Here is an 18,837-nt window from a genome sequence, read left to right as displayed (position 1 = left end):
CACTGTGGAGGATTGGGCGCTGATCCGTCAGCTGCATCGGGTGGAGGGCTTGTCGCAGGCGGCGATTGCCAGGAGGTTGTCGCTGTCGCGGAACACGGTGGCGAAGGCGCTCCGTTCCACGGACCCGCCGTCCTATTCACCGCGTCCGCCGGTGGAGGGGGCGTTCAGCGAGGTCGAGGCCGCGGTGCGGGATCTGCTGGGCCGGTTCCCGTCGATGCCCACCGCGGTGCTCGCCGAGCGGGTCGGCTGGGAGGGGTCGAGGTCGTGGTTCTACGCCAACGTGGCCCGGTTGCGCCCGGGCTACCGGGTGGCGGATCCGGCGGACCGGCTGGTGCATCATGCCGGGGAGCAGATCCAGTGCGATCTGTGGTTCCCGGGCCGGCTGATCCCGGATCATGCCGGGGTGGTGCGGGACTTCCCGGTGCTGGTGATGGTCGCCTCTCACTCCCGCTACGCGGTGGCCGCGGTGCTGCCCAGCCGGAGGACCGGGGACCTGCTGGCGGGGATGTGGTGGTGTGTGGCCGAGGGTTTCGGGGCGGTACCGCGGCAGCTGTTGTGGGACAACGAGGCCGGCATCGGCCGCGGCGGCAAGCTCGCCGAGGGCGTGGCCGCCTTCTGCGGGGCACTCGGGGTGCGCCTGGTGCAGGCCCGCCCCTACGATCCCGAGACCAAGGGTGTGGTCGAGCGGTTCAACGGGTACCTGGCCACCTCGTTCCTGCCCGGGCGCACCTTCACCGCCCCGGTCGACTTCCAGGCCCAGCTCACCGACTGGCTGATCACCGCCAACCAGCGCACCCACCGCACCACCCGCACCCGCCCGGTTGAGGCCATGACCACCGAGCGGGAGGCGATGGGGCCCCTGCCGCCGGTGGACCCGGTGATCGGGCACCGCTTCACCACGCGCCTGCCCCGGGACTACTACGTCACCGCCGCCGGGGCCGCCTACTCCGTGCACCCGGGCGTGATCGGGCGCCTGGTCGAGGTGGTCGTGGACCTGCACACCGTCACCGTGACCTGTGCTGGGCGCACGGTGGCCACCCACCAGCGGGCCTGGGGATCCGGGGCCACCGTCACGGACCCGGTCCACGTGGCCGCCGCGGCCCTCATGCGCCGGACTCACCAGCAGCCCCGTACCGAGGGCGCTGCCGGCGGGCAGGTCGAGGTCGCCGATCTCGGGGTCTACGACCGGCTCTTCGGGATCGAGGTCGCCTGATGCGACCGGCCACCGAGCCCGCTGGGCGGACGCTGACGGATGCGGACAAGCAGATCCTCCACCACGCCCGTCAACTCAAGGCCCCCAGGATCGCTGCCGACTACGCCCGGATCGCTGACACCGCCCGGGCCCAGCAGTGGAGTTTGGAGGAGTACCTCGCCGCGGTACTGGGGACCGAGGCCGCCGCGAGGGCCGCCTCGGGGGCCGCACTGCGGATCAAGGCCGCCGGATTCGAGGCGATCAAGACGCTCACCGACTTCGACTTCACCGCCCAGCCCTCCCTGGACCGCGGTGTGATCGCGCGCCTGGAAGCCGGGGCGTACCTGGTGCAGGCCGGCAATGTGGTGCTGCTCGGGCCCCCGGGCACCGGCAAGACCCATGTGGCCACCGGGTTGGGGATCGCCGCGGCCCAGACCGGGCACCGAGTCGCGTTCAACTCCGCCACCGGCTGGATCACCCGCCTGCACACCGCCCACGCCACCGGGCGCCTGGAAGCGGAACTGGCCAAGATCGCCCGGATCCCGCTGGTCATCATCGACGAGCTGGGCTACGTTCCGATCGAGGCCGAGGTCGCGAATCTGTTCTTCCAGCTGGTCTCGACCCGCTACGAGAAGGCCTCGCTGATCATCACCTCGAACCTGCCCTTCTCGAGATGGGGCGAGGTCTTCGGCGACACCACGATCGCCGCGGCGATGATCGACCGCATCGTCCACCACGCCGAGATCATCACCACCAAGGGCACCAGCTACCGCATCCGGCACACCAGCATCGAGACCCTGCCTTCCGTCACCGAGACCGGACCGGCAGACTAGAACAACCCCAAGAGGTGCTCACTTTTCACACGGACAAACAGCTCAAACTTCGAGCGGAACCGACAGGAGAGGCCGTGATCGCGTGGCCCAGTTCACCGCGCGGGTGGCGTCGCGGTACCACCGCAGGACGCACTTGGCCTGGGGAGCCGTGCCGCCCGCTGGTACGGCCGGTGGTCATGGCCGCCGCTGTCGGTGCAGCAAGCTCGTGAGGAAGTTCAGGGTTTCAACCGGCACGTGACGTGGTGAGAGAATTTCGCTATTCCATGCTGTCCCGCGCTGAGGACATCTTGGCGGGCTGGTTGAGCGCCGGATCTGCACACCACCCGAGCTCAGCGAAGTCCTTCCATCTGAGGGAGTCGGGTGAGGTGTCGATGCCTGCGGCGGCCAGGAGCCGCTTCGTGCAGGGCCGTGCCTGCTCAAGCTGGTGTCTCATTTGCTGCCCAGGCGTCATGGACCCCCACAATGGGCGCGCCATCCGGATGTCGTTGGGCAGCAGCAGATCGAGCAGGTGGTACGCCTGGCCGATGTTGTGGGGCGCCATTTCAGCGGATTTGAAATGGGACGCGTCTCCTCATGGGGGTTCTACCCTCGTTCCTGGCGCGAGAAGGATTTCCGCACGCTGGTCCAGCTCCTCTGCCAAGTGTTCGAAGCCCTCGTGGCACTGTTGCAGGGCGTCTTCTCGCAGGTTGGGGTAAGCCGGGCCGGGATCTGCGTTCTGTCCTATGGCAATCCGGGGTGGCGCGAAGAGCGCGTGGCCCCCCGTGTACTGTTCCCAGAACACCAGGCGCAGGACGGCCAGCGGGGTGTTTGTCTCTGTGCCGAGCTGCTCGGCCAGCAGGGTCTGTAGCAGGAGCGGGTCGTTGGCGACCAGTCGTCGGGCTCGGTAGTTGATGGGCGGTGGGTCGTGGAGGAGCTGGTTGAAGTAGTCCTCCATGGACCTCAGGAGGTCGCTCCACTGTCGTTGGTGGACGCGTCTGAGTCGTCCTGCAACATGGTGCTGGAGCCGGCGGGGGAGGCCGAGCTCGACGGCGGCGTGAGACCAGGGATTGCCTCGGCCCAGGTTCAAGAAGCACATCGAGCCCAGGGCTCGTCCTAGCGGGTCTGAAGCCCAGGGGAGGGCGAGGACCTGCGGGGGCATGAGTTGAGGGATCCACTCCGCGGGGGGCCGAGCCGGTTCGCTGCCGTGCTCGACCAGCGTAGCCGGTAGGGGTTCCCAGGCCTCTCGTGACTGGGCGGGCAGGGAGGGGGCCGCACGCTCCGTCCGGCACGCCAGTTGCATCCGGTAGGACAGGCGTCCGCGATGGCGGTTGATGTACCAGGCCAAGATCACGGGCTCGCCCAGCGCAGCATCAGTGCAAGTGGAGGGGTGCAGGAGCCGGTGCACGTTATCAGACCCTAGTAGCTCGTCGAGCGCTGGGGCCTCGTCTTCCCAGACGTGGAGGTCGAGGAAAGCGTGGTAGGCCAGCAGCACCCGCTCCGGTAGTCCAACCCCACCGCGCTGGGGCTCGTAGTAACGGATGGCCTCTCGCAGCAGTGTGGCCAACAGGTCGTTTGCCGAGGTCGGGTCGAGCGTGAACGGACCGAAGGACTCCGTGCCTCCTTGGTGTGTGGAGGTGTCGGCGAACCTGTCGCGAATGGTGTCCTGCGCGGCCAGGAGGTCGGGCGACGCCGGCACTTCGGGGGCGAGCCGGAGGTCGCCGAGACACCATGAACGGACCCGCCGCCGGGCCGGGGATGGATCGGTGCGTTGGCGTTCGGTGCACTGGTGCGAGGCGGCCGACTGGCTGTACCACGAACGTGATCGCCAGGGGCGCTGACCACACGACGGGCACCGGCTCTGGTAGAGCGTGTGGTGCCGGGGGCAGGCCAGAGACCATCGACTTTCCCATTCCAGACGCCAGGTGCTGTCTTCTGCCAGACACTGAGGGCAGAACCGGCCGGTGTCCGGGTAGAAGCCGGCGTCTGGGTAGAAGCAGGCGGCGAGATCGGGACGCCACTTGTTGTCGGCCGGCAAGTTCTGGGCGATGTCTCGCGGGTCTACCCCGAGAGCCGCACTGGCGTCCTGGGCGCCTTCCAGAAGAACGGTCAGGGGATTTCGTTGGGAGTCCTGCGGGAGTCCTAGCGCCTGGTTGAGCTGACGAGGGGTAAGACCGTAGCGGTAGCTCAGCCGTCTGACCCAGCTGCGCAGAGGCTCATCCGGGTGCGGGGGCACGGAAATGGGCCAGCGTTCGATGTCGTATCCGGAGAAGACCTCCTGAAGGCGTCTGCGCCGGCCGCCTTGCTGCCACGGATCACTCGGAAGGCTGTGACAGTTCGGCCGCATTGTCGATGACCACGTCGTCGATGATCTCTTTGGTGATCGTCTCCGCGCCGCTGGTGATGGCCCGATAGCTCACACGGTCGATGAGAGTGGTCAGGGAGGCGATGTAACCCTGGGTACGTCGGAAGATCTCCTTGCTGTGATCGACCAGCATTCCTGGACGCGCGTCGGCGAGCTTCAAATGGCGCTCCATGGTGGTCAACAGCTCAAGCCATGCGCGCATACTGGCGTCGGTGTTGATCTGGAACGGCGCGACGGGGCATCGGGTCGCTCGGCGGCTGGTCTGGGAGTAGACGGCTTGCTCGCCGATCAATCCTTCGTCGAAGAACTGCTTGTCTGCCAGGTTGACACCGATGTAGATGAAGGTGGCGGGCAGCTCGTTGGCGAGACCCTTCAAGTGGTTGGAAACCTCGACTCCGTTGCGGTGCCGGAAGTCGACGAAGTGGAGGTCATCGATCACGATCAGCTTCGTCTCACAGCTGGTGACGCAGTCGACGACCAGTCGGGTGAGGTCGGTTCTGGTAGCCCGGCCAGTAGCCGGATGCCCGAAAAACTCCAGGATCTTCTCGTTCAAACCCTTCAGGGTGGTGCCGGCGCTCAACGGCACAAAGGCCACCGGCAGGCGCTGGTGTCCTTGCTCGGTCAACGGGCCGTGCCGCCGGTAGGTGCGGAGGTGGAAGTCCCGGGCGTAGCGGGTGGCGATCGTGGTCTTGCCCAGACCAGGTTGTGCATCGATCACCACGGAGCCCCGCAGCTTGCTGCCATCGCGGCGGCTGGAAGCCATGACCTCGTCGATGACCTGGTACGCCCTGGCCAATTGGGGCGTCTTGACCGTGGGGGGATTGGCGTGCCATACGATCCGCGCCTCGTTGTAGTCGGCCAGCTCCTCCTCGCTCAGCCGGTCCATCTGGGCGCGGGAGAGGACCTCCAACTCGGTGCGCGGAATGCTGTTGACGAAGGCGTCCCAACCTTGTTTGCGGGACAGCTGGTAAGGCTGGGTGTCGTTGGCCTGTAGCCAGGCGGCCCCAAGGTTGCTCACTCGTCGAACACCTCCAGGCCCTCGGCGTCAGGGTGCTCAGCGTAGTACTTGTCGAACACGTCCAGGTCATCGGTCAGCTCCGCCGCGTCCATCCGGCTTTTCCGGTGGGAGAAGAAGTCGATGACGCCGGGGTCGGAGGCGATCTCACGGGCGGAGCGGTCGGTGTCCGGCCCGACAACAGTTCGTTGGGTGCTCAACCGCAGGGCGAGGTTCTTGGCGCGCCGGTCGGTGACCTGCTGCTCCGACCAGTCCCGCAGCAGATCCTGCAGAGCCTGGGCCGGATCGACGTGCCGGTTCGCCTGCACGCTCAGCCGACGGGTGTACTCCGCGGCGTCCTGGGAGAACGGAGCATCGATGTAGTGGGCATGCTCCCACTCCAAGCGATGCCATGAGGCGGTGTCGGGGTCCTTGAAGTAGACCCAGCGCACGTCATCGGGGTCGACCATGAAGGGCCACTTGCTCGCATGAGCGCCCCCGTAGTGGGACTTGCGGCCTCGATGCAGGTTCAAGCCCGGGCCGTCGTACCGCCGGCCATGGATCTCCACTCCGTAGTGCTGGATGGTCCGCCATTCGACCTGCAGGAACTCCCTGACGAGATCTTCGGAAGCGGGAAGGAGCAAAACGCCGGAGGTAGCCCTCCCGCGGGAGAACATCTCGATCGGCGACAAGTCCACCTCGGGGAGCCGGGGATCCCGGAGCCCATCATGCGGGGTGTGGTGATAGATGCCGATCCATTCCCGGATGATCTGCTCCAGCTCGGCGACGTAGAGGAACGCCTGCTTCTCCACGTCCTTGCCCCGGGAGTGCACATCAGGGCCTTTGTAGGCGGGCAGGTGTTCCAGGAGCTGCTGCCGGAGGGTGCGGAAGAACCGTTCCACGGTCGGCTTGTCGGAACCGACTCCGGGCCGGGCCGGCTGGATGTTGATGCCGAACCGGTGGCACAAGCCCCGCACATGCTGGGACATGTAGATTTTGCCGTGGTCGACCACGATGGTGTCCGGCACCGCGCCCGTCTCTTTCACCACCAAGGCCTCCGGAACACCGGCGTACGGCCCGTCAGGAGTGTCCTCTGCCGGGCCCCACCGCTGGGGAGTCATGGTCTGGTACAGCACGGCCGCAACGTCGGGGGAGGCGGCGGCAACGGCGCGCAGGGTCGCGCCCATGATACACCGGGAGTACAGATCCATGGCCACGGTCAACTCGACGTTGAGCCACCGCAGCGTCACGGGCTCCATCGCGAACACGTCCAGCCGCGTGGTGTCCAGCACCACGTACTGCCCCGGGCGGTCCGCTCGGAGACGTCCCAACTGCTCCTGCGAAGCACTGGTGCTGGTTCTGCGCGTCTTCGCCGAGTCGAACGTGTGGCGGCCCTTGTCGAGCTCGTGCACTCGCTCGTACGCCACCGACTGGGACGGCAGGGGAAGACCAGGGTGAGCGGAGGAGTACAGAGCGTTGGTGCGAGCGATAACGGCCTTGATAGTGGGATTCGACGCATTGCGGTAGGACGCCAGCACTGAGACGCAGAAGGCGTCCCACCGCGGGTCCACGGACCGGCGGGTGGACTTCAGAAGGCGGGCGTCGACCAGCCCGGCCACCCCTTGGGCGCGGTAGCGGTTCAGCATTCGTTGCAAGGTTCTGAGGTCGGCACCAAGCTCCGCAGCCGCAGCCGTGTACTGCTCCCGGACGTGCGGGAACCCTATGTCGGGCTCCAACAGTCGTCGGACAACTTTGGCATGCGCCTCGACCTTGGCCCTCTGGTTGGGCGTCAGGGCGCTGAGGACGATCGCGCCGAGCTCATCGTCGGCAGGACGATCCCGATCGTGCGACACCACGGACTCCGCCCGGCCCAGTAGCGAGGGGGCATGGATCTTGCGCAGTTCCGTCCCGCATTGGAGGATCACCGCGTTGGCTTGGTGCTCCACGACCTGCCACACCTGTCCCTCGAACCACACGGTGGCACTGACGCTGAGGTCGAGTACGTGCTCGTTCATAGGGCATCCCCACAGTGGATGACGGAGCCGGGCCCGATGGGACGGCGAAGATCGGTGCGCCACCTCCCAAACCACAACAGGCAGAAGCACGCCTGACGGAGGGCCGGACCGGGCAGTGATGCCAAACTGCCTGTCGTCTCCAACGCGCCGAGTGTCATGCCCGAGGAACCGACCTCGTGGACCTGCTTAACCGCGCCGTGAGGGATGAGGCCGAGGCGCCGACCCTCGCTGAGGTACTTGATGTTGCGCAGCACTACAGGATCCCCACCGCTGAACACTTCGTAGCGCCAACTCATTGCCCGGCACCACCGGGCCGTCCACGCGAACTGCTCCTGGACCTCCGGTTTCTCGAGCATCGACTTCGACTTCACGTCCACGAGTACAGTTCCGCCGTTGTCGGTAGCCAGCAGGAGGTCTGGAACATGCCGGCGTAACCTGCTGCCGTCTGGACCGGTGACTCGGAACGGCTGGGTCAGCAGAGCTGTGGTGTGCGTATCGAAGTCCGCCAACCAGAGGCGGTCCAGCTCCAGCAGACTCTCGTAGACGTGTGTCCGGCCGGTCGTGGCCGACCAGAAGTCGCCGGGGTAGTGACGTTGCGACACAAATGAGGGAGGTACCCGCACCGCGACACCGCGCAACACTTCGGCGCTGTTCACCTCAGCCAGCGTTGTCGTGACGAGCTCACTCTCAGCTTCCCGGCGGTACTGCACCTGGAAGTGGGTCAGGTCCATCCCCTCATGGTCCTCCGGCGACAAGAAATCAGGAAGTGTGACACAGGGGTGACAAGAAACCTGGAATCGGACAAGTTATCCCGGAACCTACAGGGGCCGCCCGCGGGGGCGCCGCCCGTTCGTGGGAACAATCCCTGGTCCTCTCGGGTTGAGTGGGATAGACTCAGGTTAGCTGACGTGCCGGTGCGCACCAAGAGTGTGCCGGCCGGGTCCGGCCTGTTCCACCCGCTTCGTCCCGAACCACAAGGAGCTCCCGTGGAGACCAAGTTCACCACCAAGTCGCAGGAGGCGCTCGCCGCGGCCTCGACCAACGCCTCGACCGCCGGCAACCCCCAGGTCGAGCCCGCCCACCTCCTCAAGGCCCTCATGGACCAGCGCGAGGGCGTCGCCGTCGCCGTGCTGAAGGCCACCGGCGCCGACGTCGACGCCGTCTCGGCCCAGGCCTCCGCCGCCATCAAGGCCCTGCCCTCGGCCTCGGGGGCCTCCACCGCCCAGGCGCAGTTCGACCGCGGCTCCCTGCAGGTCATCCAGGCCGCCGAGCAGTTCGCGACGTCCCTGGGCGACGAGTACATCTCCACCGAGCACCTGCTCTACGGCCTCGCCCAGCTCGACGGCAGGACCGGCGAGATCCTGCGCTCCGCCGGCGCCGGGCCCGAGCAGCTGAAGACCACCGTCCCGTCCGTGAGAGGAGACCGCAGGGTGACCACCCCCGACCCCGAGGGCACCTTCCAGGCGCTCGAGAAGTACGGCACCGACCTCACCGCCCGCGCCCGCGAGGGCAGGCTCGACCCGGTCATCGGCCGCGACTCCGAGATCCGGCGCGTGGTCCAGGTGCTGTCCCGGCGCACCAAGAACAACCCCGTGCTCATCGGCGAGCCCGGCGTCGGCAAGACTGCCGTCGTCGAGGGCCTGGCCCAGCGCATGGTCGCCGGGGACGTCCCCGAGTCCCTGCGGGACAAGGCCCTGATCTCCCTCGACCTCGGCTCCATGGTGGCCGGGGCGAAGTACCGCGGCGAGTTCGAGGAGCGGCTCAAGGCCGTGCTCGAGGAGATCCGCTCCTCCGAGGGCCGGATCGTGACCTTCATCGACGAGCTCCACACGGTCGTGGGCGCCGGCGCCGCCGAGGGCTCCATGGACGCGGGCAACATGCTCAAGCCCATGCTCGCCCGCGGCGAGCTGCGCCTGATCGGCGCGACCACCCTCGACGAGTACCGCGAGAACATCGAGAAGGACGCCGCCCTCGAGCGCCGCTTCCAGCAGGTCTACGTCGGCGAGCCCTCCGTGGAGGACACCGTCGCGATCCTGCGCGGGCTCAAGGAGCGCTACGAGGCCCACCACAAGGTCCAGATCGCCGACGCCGCCCTCGTCGCGGCCGCGACCCTGTCCCACCGCTACATCCCGGGCCGGCAGCTGCCGGACAAGGCCATCGACCTCGTCGACGAGGCGGCGTCCCGGCTGCGCATGGAGATCGACTCCGCCCCGGAGGAGATCGACCAGCTGCGCCGCGTCGTCGACCGCCTGACCATGGAGGAGCTCGCCCTGCAGGGCGAGAGCGACCCCGCCTCGGTCGAGCGGCTCGAGGCCCTGCGCGCCGAGCTGGCCGACCGCAGGGCCGAGCTCGACGCCCTCAATGCCCGGTGGGAGGCCGAGAAGGCCGGCCTGAACCGGGTCGGCGACCTCAAGGCCCGCATCGACGACCTGCGCTCGCAGGCGGAGATGGCCCAGCGCCAGGGCGACCTCGCCGAGGCCTCCCGCCTGCTCTACGGCGAGATCCCGGCGCTGCAGAAGGAGCTCGACGCCGCCCAGGAGCAGGAGGACGCCTCCGAGGTGCACGACACCATGGTCTCCGAGGAGGTCACGGCCGACGACGTCGCCGAGGTGGTCTCCGCCTGGACGGGCATCCCCGCCGGGCGCATGCTCCAGGGCGAGACCGAGAAGCTGCTGCACATGGAGGAGGTGCTCGGCCGGCGCCTGATCGGCCAGCACCGGGCCGTGCAGGCGGTCGCGGACGCCGTGCGCCGCTCCCGGGCCGGGATCGCCGACCCGGACCGGCCGATCGGCTCGTTCCTGTTCCTCGGCCCCACCGGCGTGGGCAAGACCGAGCTCGCGAAGTCGCTGGCCGAGTTCCAGTTCGACGACGAGCGCGCCCTGGTGCGCATCGACATGTCGGAGTACGGGGAGAAGCACACCGTCTCCCGGCTCGTCGGCGCCCCTCCGGGCTACGTCGGCTACGAGGAGGGCGGCCAGCTCACCGAGGCGGTCCGGCGCCGGCCCTACTCGGTGGTCCTGCTCGACGAGATCGAGAAGGCCCACCCGGACGTCTTCGACATCCTCCTGCAGGTGCTCGACGACGGCCGGCTCACCGACGGGCAGGGCCGCACCGTGGACTTCCGCAACGTCATCCTGATCCTCACCTCGAACCTGGGCAGCCAGTTCCTCGTGGACCAGACGATCGACCAGGAGGCCAAGCGGGAGGCCGTCATGAACGTGGTCAACGCCTCGTTCAAGCCCGAGTTCCTCAACCGGCTCGACGACGTCATCCTCTTCGACCCGCTGTCCACGGCCGACCTCGCGCGGATCGTCGACATCCAGGTCGCGCACCTCGCCGAGCGGCTGGGCCAGCGCCGACTGAGCCTGGAGGTCACCCCGGCGGCGACCGAGTGGCTGGGCATCACCGGCTACGACCCCGCCTTCGGCGCCCGCCCGCTGCGCCGGCTCGTCCAGCGCGAGATCGGGGACAAGCTCGCCAAGGCGATCCTCTCCGGGGCGGTCGTGGACGGGGACGCCGTGCGGGTGGACGTCAACGCCGACGTCGTGGCCGACGGGCTGACCGTCACCGCGGTGCGCGAGCCCCAGCCCACGGCCGGCTGACCGGGCCGAGGGCGGCGGGCGGGTCCGGGGACACCGGGCCCGCCCGCCGGACGTGGAGCCGGGGAGGGGCGCGCCGCCGGGCGCGGGCGGTGTCCCCGGTTCCGGGGCACTGCCCGGGCGCTTCCCGGGCGCCGGCCGTGAGATCGGCGACAGCCGCCTGTGCAGAGCGGCCGCGGAGCGCGCCGCCCGGGCAAAGCATGTACCCTGGACCCACGAACCATTTCCATGACATTCCGGGGCCGTACTGTGTGCCTACGTACCGCCGCCCGGACCAAGAGACAGAGGGGGTCACGCCATGGGGCGCGGCCGTCAGAAGGCTAAGGCGACACGGCAGGCGCGGGAGATGAAGTACTTCAGCCCGCAGACGGACCTGACCGCACTGCAGAAGGAGCTCCGGGGCGGCGAGCGCAGCCCGGCCCTGGAGGAACCCGCCGAGGAGCGCTTCGCGGCGGACGAGGACGACTACTCCGTCTACCTCGACAAGTACGCCGACGACTACGGCGACGACCGCCGCTGACGCGGCCGGTCCCTCCGCCCGTCTCCACCGGCTCCAGCCGCACGGGGTGCCCACGCAGGTCGGGCACCTTCTTCGTGGGAGCGCGCGAACGCCCCGCCGACCACCGGTCGGCGGGGCGTTCGTCGTGCCCGTTCCCGCGCGCCCGCCCCGGACCCGTCAGGGCCGGGGCGGGCGCGCGGGGGAGCGGGTCCCTCAGCCGGCGTAGGCGCCGGTCATGCGCACCGCGCCGCCGTCCACGCCCTTGGCGCCCTGGACCCGGTCGGGGTCCGCGGGGTCGGCGTCGGGATCGAGCGGGCCCACCTCGCCCATGACCCACGAGCTCACGCCGCGGTCGGTGAGGCGGGCGACGGCGTCGTCGGCCACGGCGGGGTCCACGACCGCGACCATGCCCACGCCGAGGTTGAGGGTGCGCTCGAGGTCGGGCAGCGGGACGCTGCCCAGCTGCGCCACGAGCTGGAAGACCGCCGGCAGCTCCCAGGTGGAGCGCTCGACCGTGGCCTCGAGCCCGGCCGGCAGCACGCGGGCGAGGTTCGCGGCGAGCCCGCCGCCGGTGACGTGGCTGAACCCGCGCACCCCGTGGCCGGTCGTGCCGTCGGGGCCGTTGACGGGGAAGGCGGCGGCGAGGTCGAGGACGTCGGCGGCGTAGACGCGGGTCGGCTCGAGCAGCTCCTCGCCCAGGGTCCGGCCCAGCTCGGAGACCTGGCGGTCCAGGGACCAGCCGGCCACGTTGACGACCTTGCGCACCAGGGAGTAGCCGTTGGAGTGCAGCCCGGAGGAGGCCATGCCGATCACGACGTCACCGGCGCGCACCCGGTCGGGGCCCAGCAGCTCGTCGGCCTCCACGACGCCGGTGGCCGCGCCCGCGACGTCGTACTCGTCGGGGCGCAGCAGCCCCGGGTGCTCGGCGGTCTCCCCGCCCACGAGCGCGGTGCCCGCCTGCTCGCAGGCGCCCGCGATGCCGCGCACGATGTCGGCGATGCGCTCGGGCACGACCTTGCCGGTGGCGATGTAGTCGGTCATGAACAGCGGGCGGGCCCCGACGACCACGATGTCGTCGACGACCATGCCCACGAGGTCGTAGCCGATGGTGTCGTGGACGTCGAGGGTCTGGGCGATGGCGACCTTCGTGCCGACCCCGTCGGTGGAGGTCGCCAGGTAGGGCCGGCGGTAGGACAGCAGCTCCGAGACGTCGTAGAGGCCGGCGAACCCGCCCACCCCGCCGAAGCTCGACGGCGCGGTCGCCCGCCTCGACGTCCACGCCCGCGCTGGCGTAGGTGACGGTGCGGTTCTCGGGGGCGGGCTGCTGGGCCATGGGTCAGGCGTCCTTCGGGGTCTCGGCGGCGGGATCGGTGGCGGGGGCGCGGGTGCCCGCGGCGGACGGGCCCGTCGCGGCGCGGGCCGGCTCGCGGTCCTCGGGCAGCAGGACGTCCTCGAGGTCGGCGTCCGGGCCGGGGTCGCACCCGGTCGAGCCCTGGTGCACGCCCGGGTCGGCGTCGGAGATGCACGCGTCCTCGTGCACGCCGGGGGCCAGGCCCTCCGCGGCGGAGGGGTGGGTGTCGATCGACACGGCCGAGGCGTGCTCGGGCCGCCGCGGGGGACGGGCCGGCCCGCCGGAGGCGCGGCGGCGGGACTCGACCACGTCCTTGCCGAGCTTGTCGGCGTCGGGCAGGCGGGTGGGGTAGGAGCCCGAGAAGCACGCGGTGCACAGCTCGCCGCGCTCCTGGCGGGTCGCGGCGACCATGCCCTCCTCGGAGATGTAGCCGAGGCTGTCGGCCCCCAGGGACGCCCGGATCTCCTCGACGCCCAGGCCGTTGGCGATCAGCTCCGCCCGGGAGGCGAAGTCGATGCCGTAGAAGCACGGCCACTTGATGGGCGGGGACGAGATCCGCACGTGGATCTCCGCGGCCCCGGCCTCCCGGAGCATGCGGATCAGGGCCCGCTGGGTGTTGCCGCGCACGATCGAGTCGTCGATGACGATCAGCCGCTTGCCGGCCACGACCGAGCGCAGCGGGTTGAGCTTGAGCCGGATGCCGAGCTGGCGGATGGTGTCCGAGGGCTGGATGAAGGTCCGGCCCACGTAGGCGTTCTTCACGAGGCCGTTGCCGAAGGGGATCCCGGACTCCTCGGCGTAGCCGATCGCCGCGGGCGTGCCGGACTCGGGGGTCGGCATCACGAGGTCGGCCTCGACCACGTGCTCGCGGGCGAGCCGGCGGCCCATCTCGACCCGGGACTCGTAGACCGAGCGGCCGTTGATGGTCGTGTCCGGGCGGGCCAGGTAGACGTACTCGAACACGCACGCGGCCCGGCGGGTCTCGGCGAAGCGCTGGGTGCGCAGGCCGTTCTCGTCGATGGCCACGAACTCCCCGGGCTCGATCTCCCGCACCAGCGACGCCCCGACGATGTCCAGGGCGGCGGTCTCGGAGGCCACGACCCAGCCGCGGTCGAGCCGGCCCAGCACCAGCGGGCGGATGCCCTGCGGGTCGCGGGCGGCGTAGAGGGTGTGCTCGTCCATGAACGCCAGGCAGAAGGAGCCCACCAGCTGCGGCAGCAGGTGCATGGCCGCCTCCTCGAGGGAGCCGTGCGGGTGCTCGGCCAGCAGCGCGGTGACCAGCGCGGTGTCGGTCGTGTTGCCCTGGGCCATCTCGCCGCTGGAGGGGAAGCCGGACTTGTCCACGAGCTGGTCGAAGAGCTCCGCGGAGTTGGTCAGGTTGCCGTTGTGCGCGAGCGCCACGGTCCCGTGCGGGGTCGCCCCCAGGGTCGGCTGCGCGTTGGCCCACGAGGAGCCCCCGGTCGTGGAGTACCGGCAGTGGCCCACGGCCAGGTGGCCGGTGAGGGTGGTGAGCGTCGTCTCGTCGAAGACCTGGGAGACGAGGCCCATGTCCTTGTACACGGCGATGCGCTCGCCGTTGGAGGCGGCGATGCCGGCGGACTCCTGCCCGCGGTGCTGGAGGGCGTAGAGGCCGTAGTAGGCCAGCTTCGCGACGTCCTCGCCGGGGGCCCAGACGCCGAAGACGCCGCACGCGTCCTGGGGGCCCTTCTCGCCGGGGAGCAGGTCGTGGCTGAGGGTGCCGTCGGGTCGGACCACTCGGATCAGCCTTCTCTCGTGCTCGGGGGTCCGGCGGGGGTCTCCCCGGCCACGACCTCGGTGGTGACGGCCCGGGCGCGGGCCACGGAGATCCGGTCGAGGACCAGGGCCACGACCGCTCCGAGGGCCAGGCCGACGACGACGCCGACCGAGACCATGAACAGGACGACGGCGCCCTGCGTGTACTGCGCGCTGCCGGCGCCGAGCAGGCCCGCGGCGAGCCCGGCCGCCGCGCCCAGCAGGCCGCCGAGGACGACGAAGGCCCACACGTTGGGCGCCCGGCGCAGCAGCATGGGCTGGGTGCCGGACCCGGCGAGGGCGGGGGACGCGGCCTCCTGCCGGCGCCGGGACGTCCGCCGGGGCGGGCGCGGGGAGGAGGGCGAGGGGGCGGAGCTCATGGCGTCCAGGTTACCGGGGAAAGAGGGGCAGCACCTGCGCGAGGTCGGTGCGTGTGCCCGAGGCCACAACCCGCCCCGCGGCGACCGCCTCCGGCCAGGCCACAGCACCGGTGACCAGGCCCAGCCAGGTGGCGGGGTCGGTCTCGACGACGTTGGGCGGGGTGCCGCGGGTGTGCCGGGGCCCGGCCACGCACTGGGTGACGCCGAAGGGCGGGACGCGCACCTCCACGCTGTTGCCGGGGGCGCGCTCGGCGAGCTCCTCGAGGGCGTGGCGCACGGCGGTGGCGAGCACCGGCCGGGGGGTCTCCTCCGGGGCGGCGCGCCAGGCGTCCAGGGCGCGGGCGCCCTCGGCGGGGTCGATGCGGCGGCGGGCCACGGCCTCAGGCCTGCCCGAGGGCGGCGGCGCGCTCGGGGCCCAGCAGCTCCACCACGGGCTCGGCCAGCCGCAGCCGGCCCACGGGCTCGGACCCGCCCATGACCGGGCGCACGACCCGGTCGAGGACGGCCGCGGCGGCCGCGTCCGGGACGGCCCCGGCGTGGGCGAGCAGGCTCAGCCCGATCAGCGCGTTGGCGCGGGAGCCGCCGTCGAGGACCTTCAGGGCCACGGCCCACCCGTCGCGGGTGCCGAGCGCGAGCACGCCCTCGGCGCCGAGCTTGGCGACCACGTCCAGCTCCTCCATCACCACGGTGTTGTACTTCCCGCGGCCCTGGACGTACTCGGGGTAGTCGAGCATGCACTGGGCCACGGTCGCGGCGCGGGCGTCGGCGTCGAGGTTGCCGGCGGCCCGGCCCAGGGTCGAGTAGGCCCGGGCGAGGCCGGTCAGGGAGATCGCCGCCAGCGGCGCCCCGCACCCGTCCACGCCCACGTGGGCGACCGGCTCGCCGGCGAACTCGGCGACCGTCTCCAGGACGGTGCGCTGCAGCGGGTGCTCCGGGTCGAGGTAGGTCGCCGTGGGCCAGTCGTTCTCGGTGCACGCCCACAGGAACGCCGCGTGCTTGCCCGAGCAGTTCATGCAGATCCGCTGCCGGCCCCGCCCCCCGCGCACCAGCTCCGTGCGGGTGTCCTCGTCCTCGGGCCAGTCCGGCGGGCAGCGCAGCGCGTCCTCGTCCAACCCGGCCGCGGCCAGGATCGAGCGCACCGCGGCGAGGTGCTCCGCGGCGCCGGTGTGGGAGGCCGCGGCGATGGCGACCTGCGCCCCGCGCAGCGGGACCCCGGCCTTCATGGCCGCGATCGCCTGGAACGGCTTGAGCGTGGAGCGCGGGAAGGTCGGCGCCTCGACGTCCCCGAGGGCCGCGACCGTGCGCCCGTCCGGGTCGAGGACGACGGCGGAGCCGCGGTGGCGGGACTCGACGAAGCCGCTGCGCTCGACCACGGCGAGGTCCACGGCGCGCTCGGAGGTGAAGGTCTGCATGGGCCCCAGTATGTCAGCCGGGCACCCCCGGACCGGGCCCGCCCCGGCCCGCCCGCGCGGGTGCGCGCGGGGGCTGATGTGCCAATCCCGCCCGCCGAGAACTAGCCTGGGGCTCGTGAAGGTTCTCGTACTGGGCCCCGGCGGCCGCGAACACGCCATCATCCGCGCTCTGCTGGCCGACCCGGAGGTGGAGCAGGTGCACAGCGCGCCGGGCAACGCCGGGATCGCCGAGCTCGTCCCGGTCCACGCCGTGGACGCCAACGACCCGGCGGCGGCCACCGGGCTGGCGCGCGAGCTCGCGGTCGACCTCGTCGTCGTCGGCCCCGAGGCCCCGCTCGTGGCCGGGGTGGCCGACGCTCTGCGCGAGGCCGGCTTCGCCGTGTTCGGGCCCTCCCGCGAGGCCGCCCGCCTCGAGGGCTCCAAGGCCTTCGCCAAGGAGGTGATGGCCGCCGCGGGCGTGCCCACCGCGATGGCCCGCGTGGCCACCGACGCGGGCCAGGCCGCCGACGCCCTCGACGCCTTCGGCGCCCCCTACGTGGTCAAGGACGACGGGCTGGCCGCCGGCAAGGGCGTCGTGGTCACCGCGGACCGCGCCGCAGCCCTCGCCCACGCCGAGGCCTGCTTCGCCGCCGGCGGGTCCGTGGTGGTCGAGGAGTACCTCGACGGCCCCGAGGTCTCCCTGTTCGTGCTCACCGACGGCACCCGCGTGGTGCCGCTGAGCCCCGCCCAGGACTTCAAGCGCATCTTCGACGGCGACGAGGGCCCCAACACCGGCGGCATGGGCGCCTACACGCCGCTGCCCTGGCTGCCCGCCGGCTTCGTCGACGAGGTCCTCGAGCGCGTGGCCCGCCCCACCGTCGACGAGCTGCGCCGGCGCGGCACCCCGTTCGTGGGCGTGCTCTACTGCGGGCTCGCCATGACCTCCCGCGGGCTGCGCGTGATCGAGTTCAACGCCCGCTTCGGGGACCCCGAGACCCAGGCCGTCCTGGCCCGGCTGACCACCCCGCTGGGGCGGCTGCTGCTGGACGCCGCCACCGGCCGGCTCGACGAGGCCGAGCGGCTGCGCTGGCGCCCGGAGTCGGCGGTGACCGTCGTCGTCGCCGCGCAGGGCTACCCCGACGCCCCCCGCACGGGCGACCCCCTCGAGGGGCTCGCCGAGGCCGAGGCCCTCGAGGGCGTGCACGTGGTCCACGCCGGCACCGCCGTGGCCCCCGAGGGCGCCGGGCACGCCGGGGCGACCGTCTCGGCCGGCGGGCGGGTGCTCGCCGTCGTCGGCCTCGGCGCGGACCTCGACGCCGCCCGCGAGCGCGCCTACCGCGGGGTCGGGCTCGTGCGCCTGGCCGGCTCCCAGCACCGCACCGACATCGCGCTGCGGGCCGCCCGCGGCGAGGTCGCCGTCCCCACCGTCCCCGCGTCCCCCCAGGAGCAGGCATGACCGAGCAGAGCACCCGACGCCCGCCCGAGATCCCCGGGTGGACCCACGTCTACTCCGGCAAGGTCCGGGAGCTCTACGTGCCCGACGAGTCGAGCCTGCGCGCGACCGGGGTCGCGATCACCGACAACGCCGAGTACCGCGCCGGGTCCGTGCTCGTGCTCGCCACCGACCGGATCAGCGCCTTCGACGAGATCCTGCCGACCGAGATCCCCGACAAGGGCACGATCCTCACCCAGCTGTCCCTGTGGTGGTTCGAGCAGCTGGCCGCGGTGCCCAACCACGTGCTCAGCACGGACGTCCACGAGTCCGTGCGGGGGCGGGCCGTGATCTGCAAGAACCTCTCGATGTTCCCCGTCGAGTGCATCGCCCGCGGCTACCTCACCGGCTCCGGGCTGAAGGACTACCGGGAGTCCGGGGAAGTCTCCGGGCTGCGGCTGCCGCCGGGGCTCGTGGACGGCTCCCGGCTCGAGCCGCCGATCTTCACCCCCACCGGCAAGGCCGACGTCGGCGAGCACGACCTGCCGATCACCTTCCCGGAGATGGCGAACGTGGTCGGCCACGCCGTGGCGGACCGGCTGCGCGAGCTCACCCTGCAGATCTACACCGCGGCCGAGGAGATCGCCCGGGACCGTGGGATCATCGTGGCCGACACCAAGGTCGAGTTCGGTCTCGACTCCTACCGCGGGGCCATCACCCTCGGCGACGAGGTCCTCACCCCCGACTCCTCCCGGTTCTGGGACGCCGGGACCTGGGAGCCGGGACGGCCCCAGCCCTCCTTCGACAAGCAGTACGTGCGCGACTGGCTGCGCTCCGACGCCTCGGGCTGGGACGGCGCCGGCCCCGTGCCGCAGCTGCCCGAGGACGTGGTCGAGAAGACCCGGGCCCGCTACGTCGAGGCCTTCGAGCGGCTCACCGGCCGCACGTTCGACCCCGCGGGCGGGTTCTTCGAGGTCTCCGGACCCGCGGAGTTCTGACCCGCACGGCGCCGCCGGCGGCCCGTCCCCGGCGGGTGC

Annotated in this window: 14 protein-coding genes and 2 pseudogenes; 6 read left to right on the top strand and 10 right to left on the bottom strand. The window is 71.2% G+C overall.

Features of this window, described 5'->3' with window-relative positions; genetic code table 11:
• The first annotated feature begins 4 nt into the window (after positions 1-4).
• Complete coding sequence (istA, locus tag AS188_RS15080) at positions 5-1,213, top strand: IS21 family transposase (protein ID WP_058859879.1); 1,209 nt, start codon at positions 5-7, stop codon at positions 1,211-1,213.
• Positions 1,213-2,025 carry an IS21-like element helper ATPase IstB gene (gene istB, locus AS188_RS15075; RefSeq protein WP_058858798.1) on the top strand — a complete coding sequence of 271 codons (813 nt, stop codon included), beginning with the start codon at positions 1,213-1,215 and terminating at the stop codon, positions 2,023-2,025. Before istA ends, istB begins: the two co-directional genes overlap by 1 nt.
• 571 nt (positions 2,026-2,596) lie before the next feature.
• Here the strand turns inward: istB and AS188_RS17590 are convergent.
• The 5 genes and pseudogenes from AS188_RS17590 to AS188_RS15050 form a co-directional block, all read right to left on the bottom strand.
• Positions 2,597-2,959, bottom strand: a complete 363-nt coding sequence (locus tag AS188_RS17590) for a hypothetical protein (protein ID WP_236945004.1) — start codon at positions 2,957-2,959, stop codon at positions 2,597-2,599.
• Positions 2,960-3,931: 972 nt separating this feature from the next.
• Positions 3,932-4,348, bottom strand: a pseudogene (locus tag AS188_RS17875) (TniQ family protein); the annotation flags it as partial.
• On the bottom strand, positions 4,317-5,384 hold the full coding sequence (locus AS188_RS15060; protein WP_058859525.1) for an AAA family ATPase: 1,068 nt from the start codon (positions 5,382-5,384) through the stop codon (positions 4,317-4,319). The gene AS188_RS15060 and the pseudogene AS188_RS17875, both read right to left, overlap by 32 nt.
• Positions 5,381-7,375, bottom strand: a complete 1,995-nt coding sequence (locus AS188_RS15055; protein ID WP_058859524.1) for a helix-turn-helix domain-containing protein — start codon at positions 7,373-7,375, stop codon at positions 5,381-5,383. The genes AS188_RS15060 and AS188_RS15055 overlap by 4 nt, the downstream gene beginning before the upstream one ends.
• Entirely contained in the window at positions 7,372-8,106 is a 735-nt protein-coding gene (locus AS188_RS15050) for a TnsA-like heteromeric transposase endonuclease subunit (protein WP_058859523.1), read from the bottom strand. Before AS188_RS15050 ends, AS188_RS15055 begins: the two co-directional genes overlap by 4 nt.
• A gap of 255 nt (positions 8,107-8,361) precedes the next feature.
• Between AS188_RS15050 and clpB the strand changes: the two genes are divergently transcribed.
• Positions 8,362-10,977, top strand: a complete 2,616-nt coding sequence (gene clpB / locus AS188_RS15045) for an ATP-dependent chaperone ClpB (protein WP_058859522.1) — start codon at positions 8,362-8,364, stop codon at positions 10,975-10,977.
• 295 nt (positions 10,978-11,272) lie between these two features.
• Positions 11,273-11,494 (top strand): DUF3073 domain-containing protein, encoded by a 222-nt coding sequence (locus AS188_RS15040; protein ID WP_058859521.1) that lies wholly within the window; start codon positions 11,273-11,275, stop codon positions 11,492-11,494.
• 192 nt (positions 11,495-11,686) lie between these two features.
• On the opposite strand, the pseudogene purM reads toward AS188_RS15040, so the two are convergent.
• The 5 genes and pseudogenes from purM to AS188_RS15015 form a co-directional block, all read right to left on the bottom strand.
• Positions 11,687-12,806: pseudogene (gene purM, locus AS188_RS15035) on the bottom strand (phosphoribosylformylglycinamidine cyclo-ligase).
• 3 nt (positions 12,807-12,809) lie between these two features.
• Positions 12,810-14,579, bottom strand: coding sequence for an amidophosphoribosyltransferase (gene purF, locus AS188_RS15030; RefSeq protein WP_083529493.1), 1,770 nt, complete (start codon positions 14,577-14,579; stop codon positions 12,810-12,812).
• 5 nt (positions 14,580-14,584) lie between these two features.
• Positions 14,585-14,977, bottom strand: a complete 393-nt coding sequence (locus AS188_RS15025) for a hypothetical protein (protein WP_058859520.1) — start codon at positions 14,975-14,977, stop codon at positions 14,585-14,587.
• 10 nt (positions 14,978-14,987) lie between these two features.
• The gene (locus tag AS188_RS15020; protein WP_058859519.1) at positions 14,988-15,353 is read right to left on the bottom strand and encodes a sterol carrier family protein; all 366 of its coding nucleotides are present in this window, start codon (positions 15,351-15,353) and stop codon (positions 14,988-14,990) included.
• Between the two features lie 4 nt (positions 15,354-15,357).
• Positions 15,358-16,389, bottom strand: coding sequence for an asparaginase (locus tag AS188_RS15015; RefSeq protein WP_058859518.1), 1,032 nt, complete (start codon positions 16,387-16,389; stop codon positions 15,358-15,360).
• Between the two features lie 115 nt (positions 16,390-16,504).
• Between AS188_RS15015 and purD the strand changes: the two genes are divergently transcribed.
• Together purD and AS188_RS15005 are read left to right on the top strand one after the other, a co-directional pair.
• On the top strand, positions 16,505-17,824 hold the full coding sequence (gene purD / locus AS188_RS15010) for a phosphoribosylamine--glycine ligase (RefSeq protein ID WP_058859517.1): 1,320 nt from the start codon (positions 16,505-16,507) through the stop codon (positions 17,822-17,824).
• A complete protein-coding gene (locus tag AS188_RS15005; RefSeq protein WP_058859516.1) occupies positions 17,821-18,798 on the top strand; it encodes a phosphoribosylaminoimidazolesuccinocarboxamide synthase in 978 nt (325 codons plus the stop codon). Before purD ends, AS188_RS15005 begins: the two co-directional genes overlap by 4 nt.
• Positions 18,799-18,837: the final 39 nt, after the last annotated feature.

The sequence above is a fragment of the Kocuria flava genome (assembly GCF_001482365.1).
Classification (GTDB): Bacteria; Actinomycetota; Actinomycetes; order Actinomycetales; family Micrococcaceae; genus Kocuria; species Kocuria flava.
Note: the sequence above shows the minus strand (reverse complement) of the source record. Positions and strands in the feature narration are given on the sequence as shown.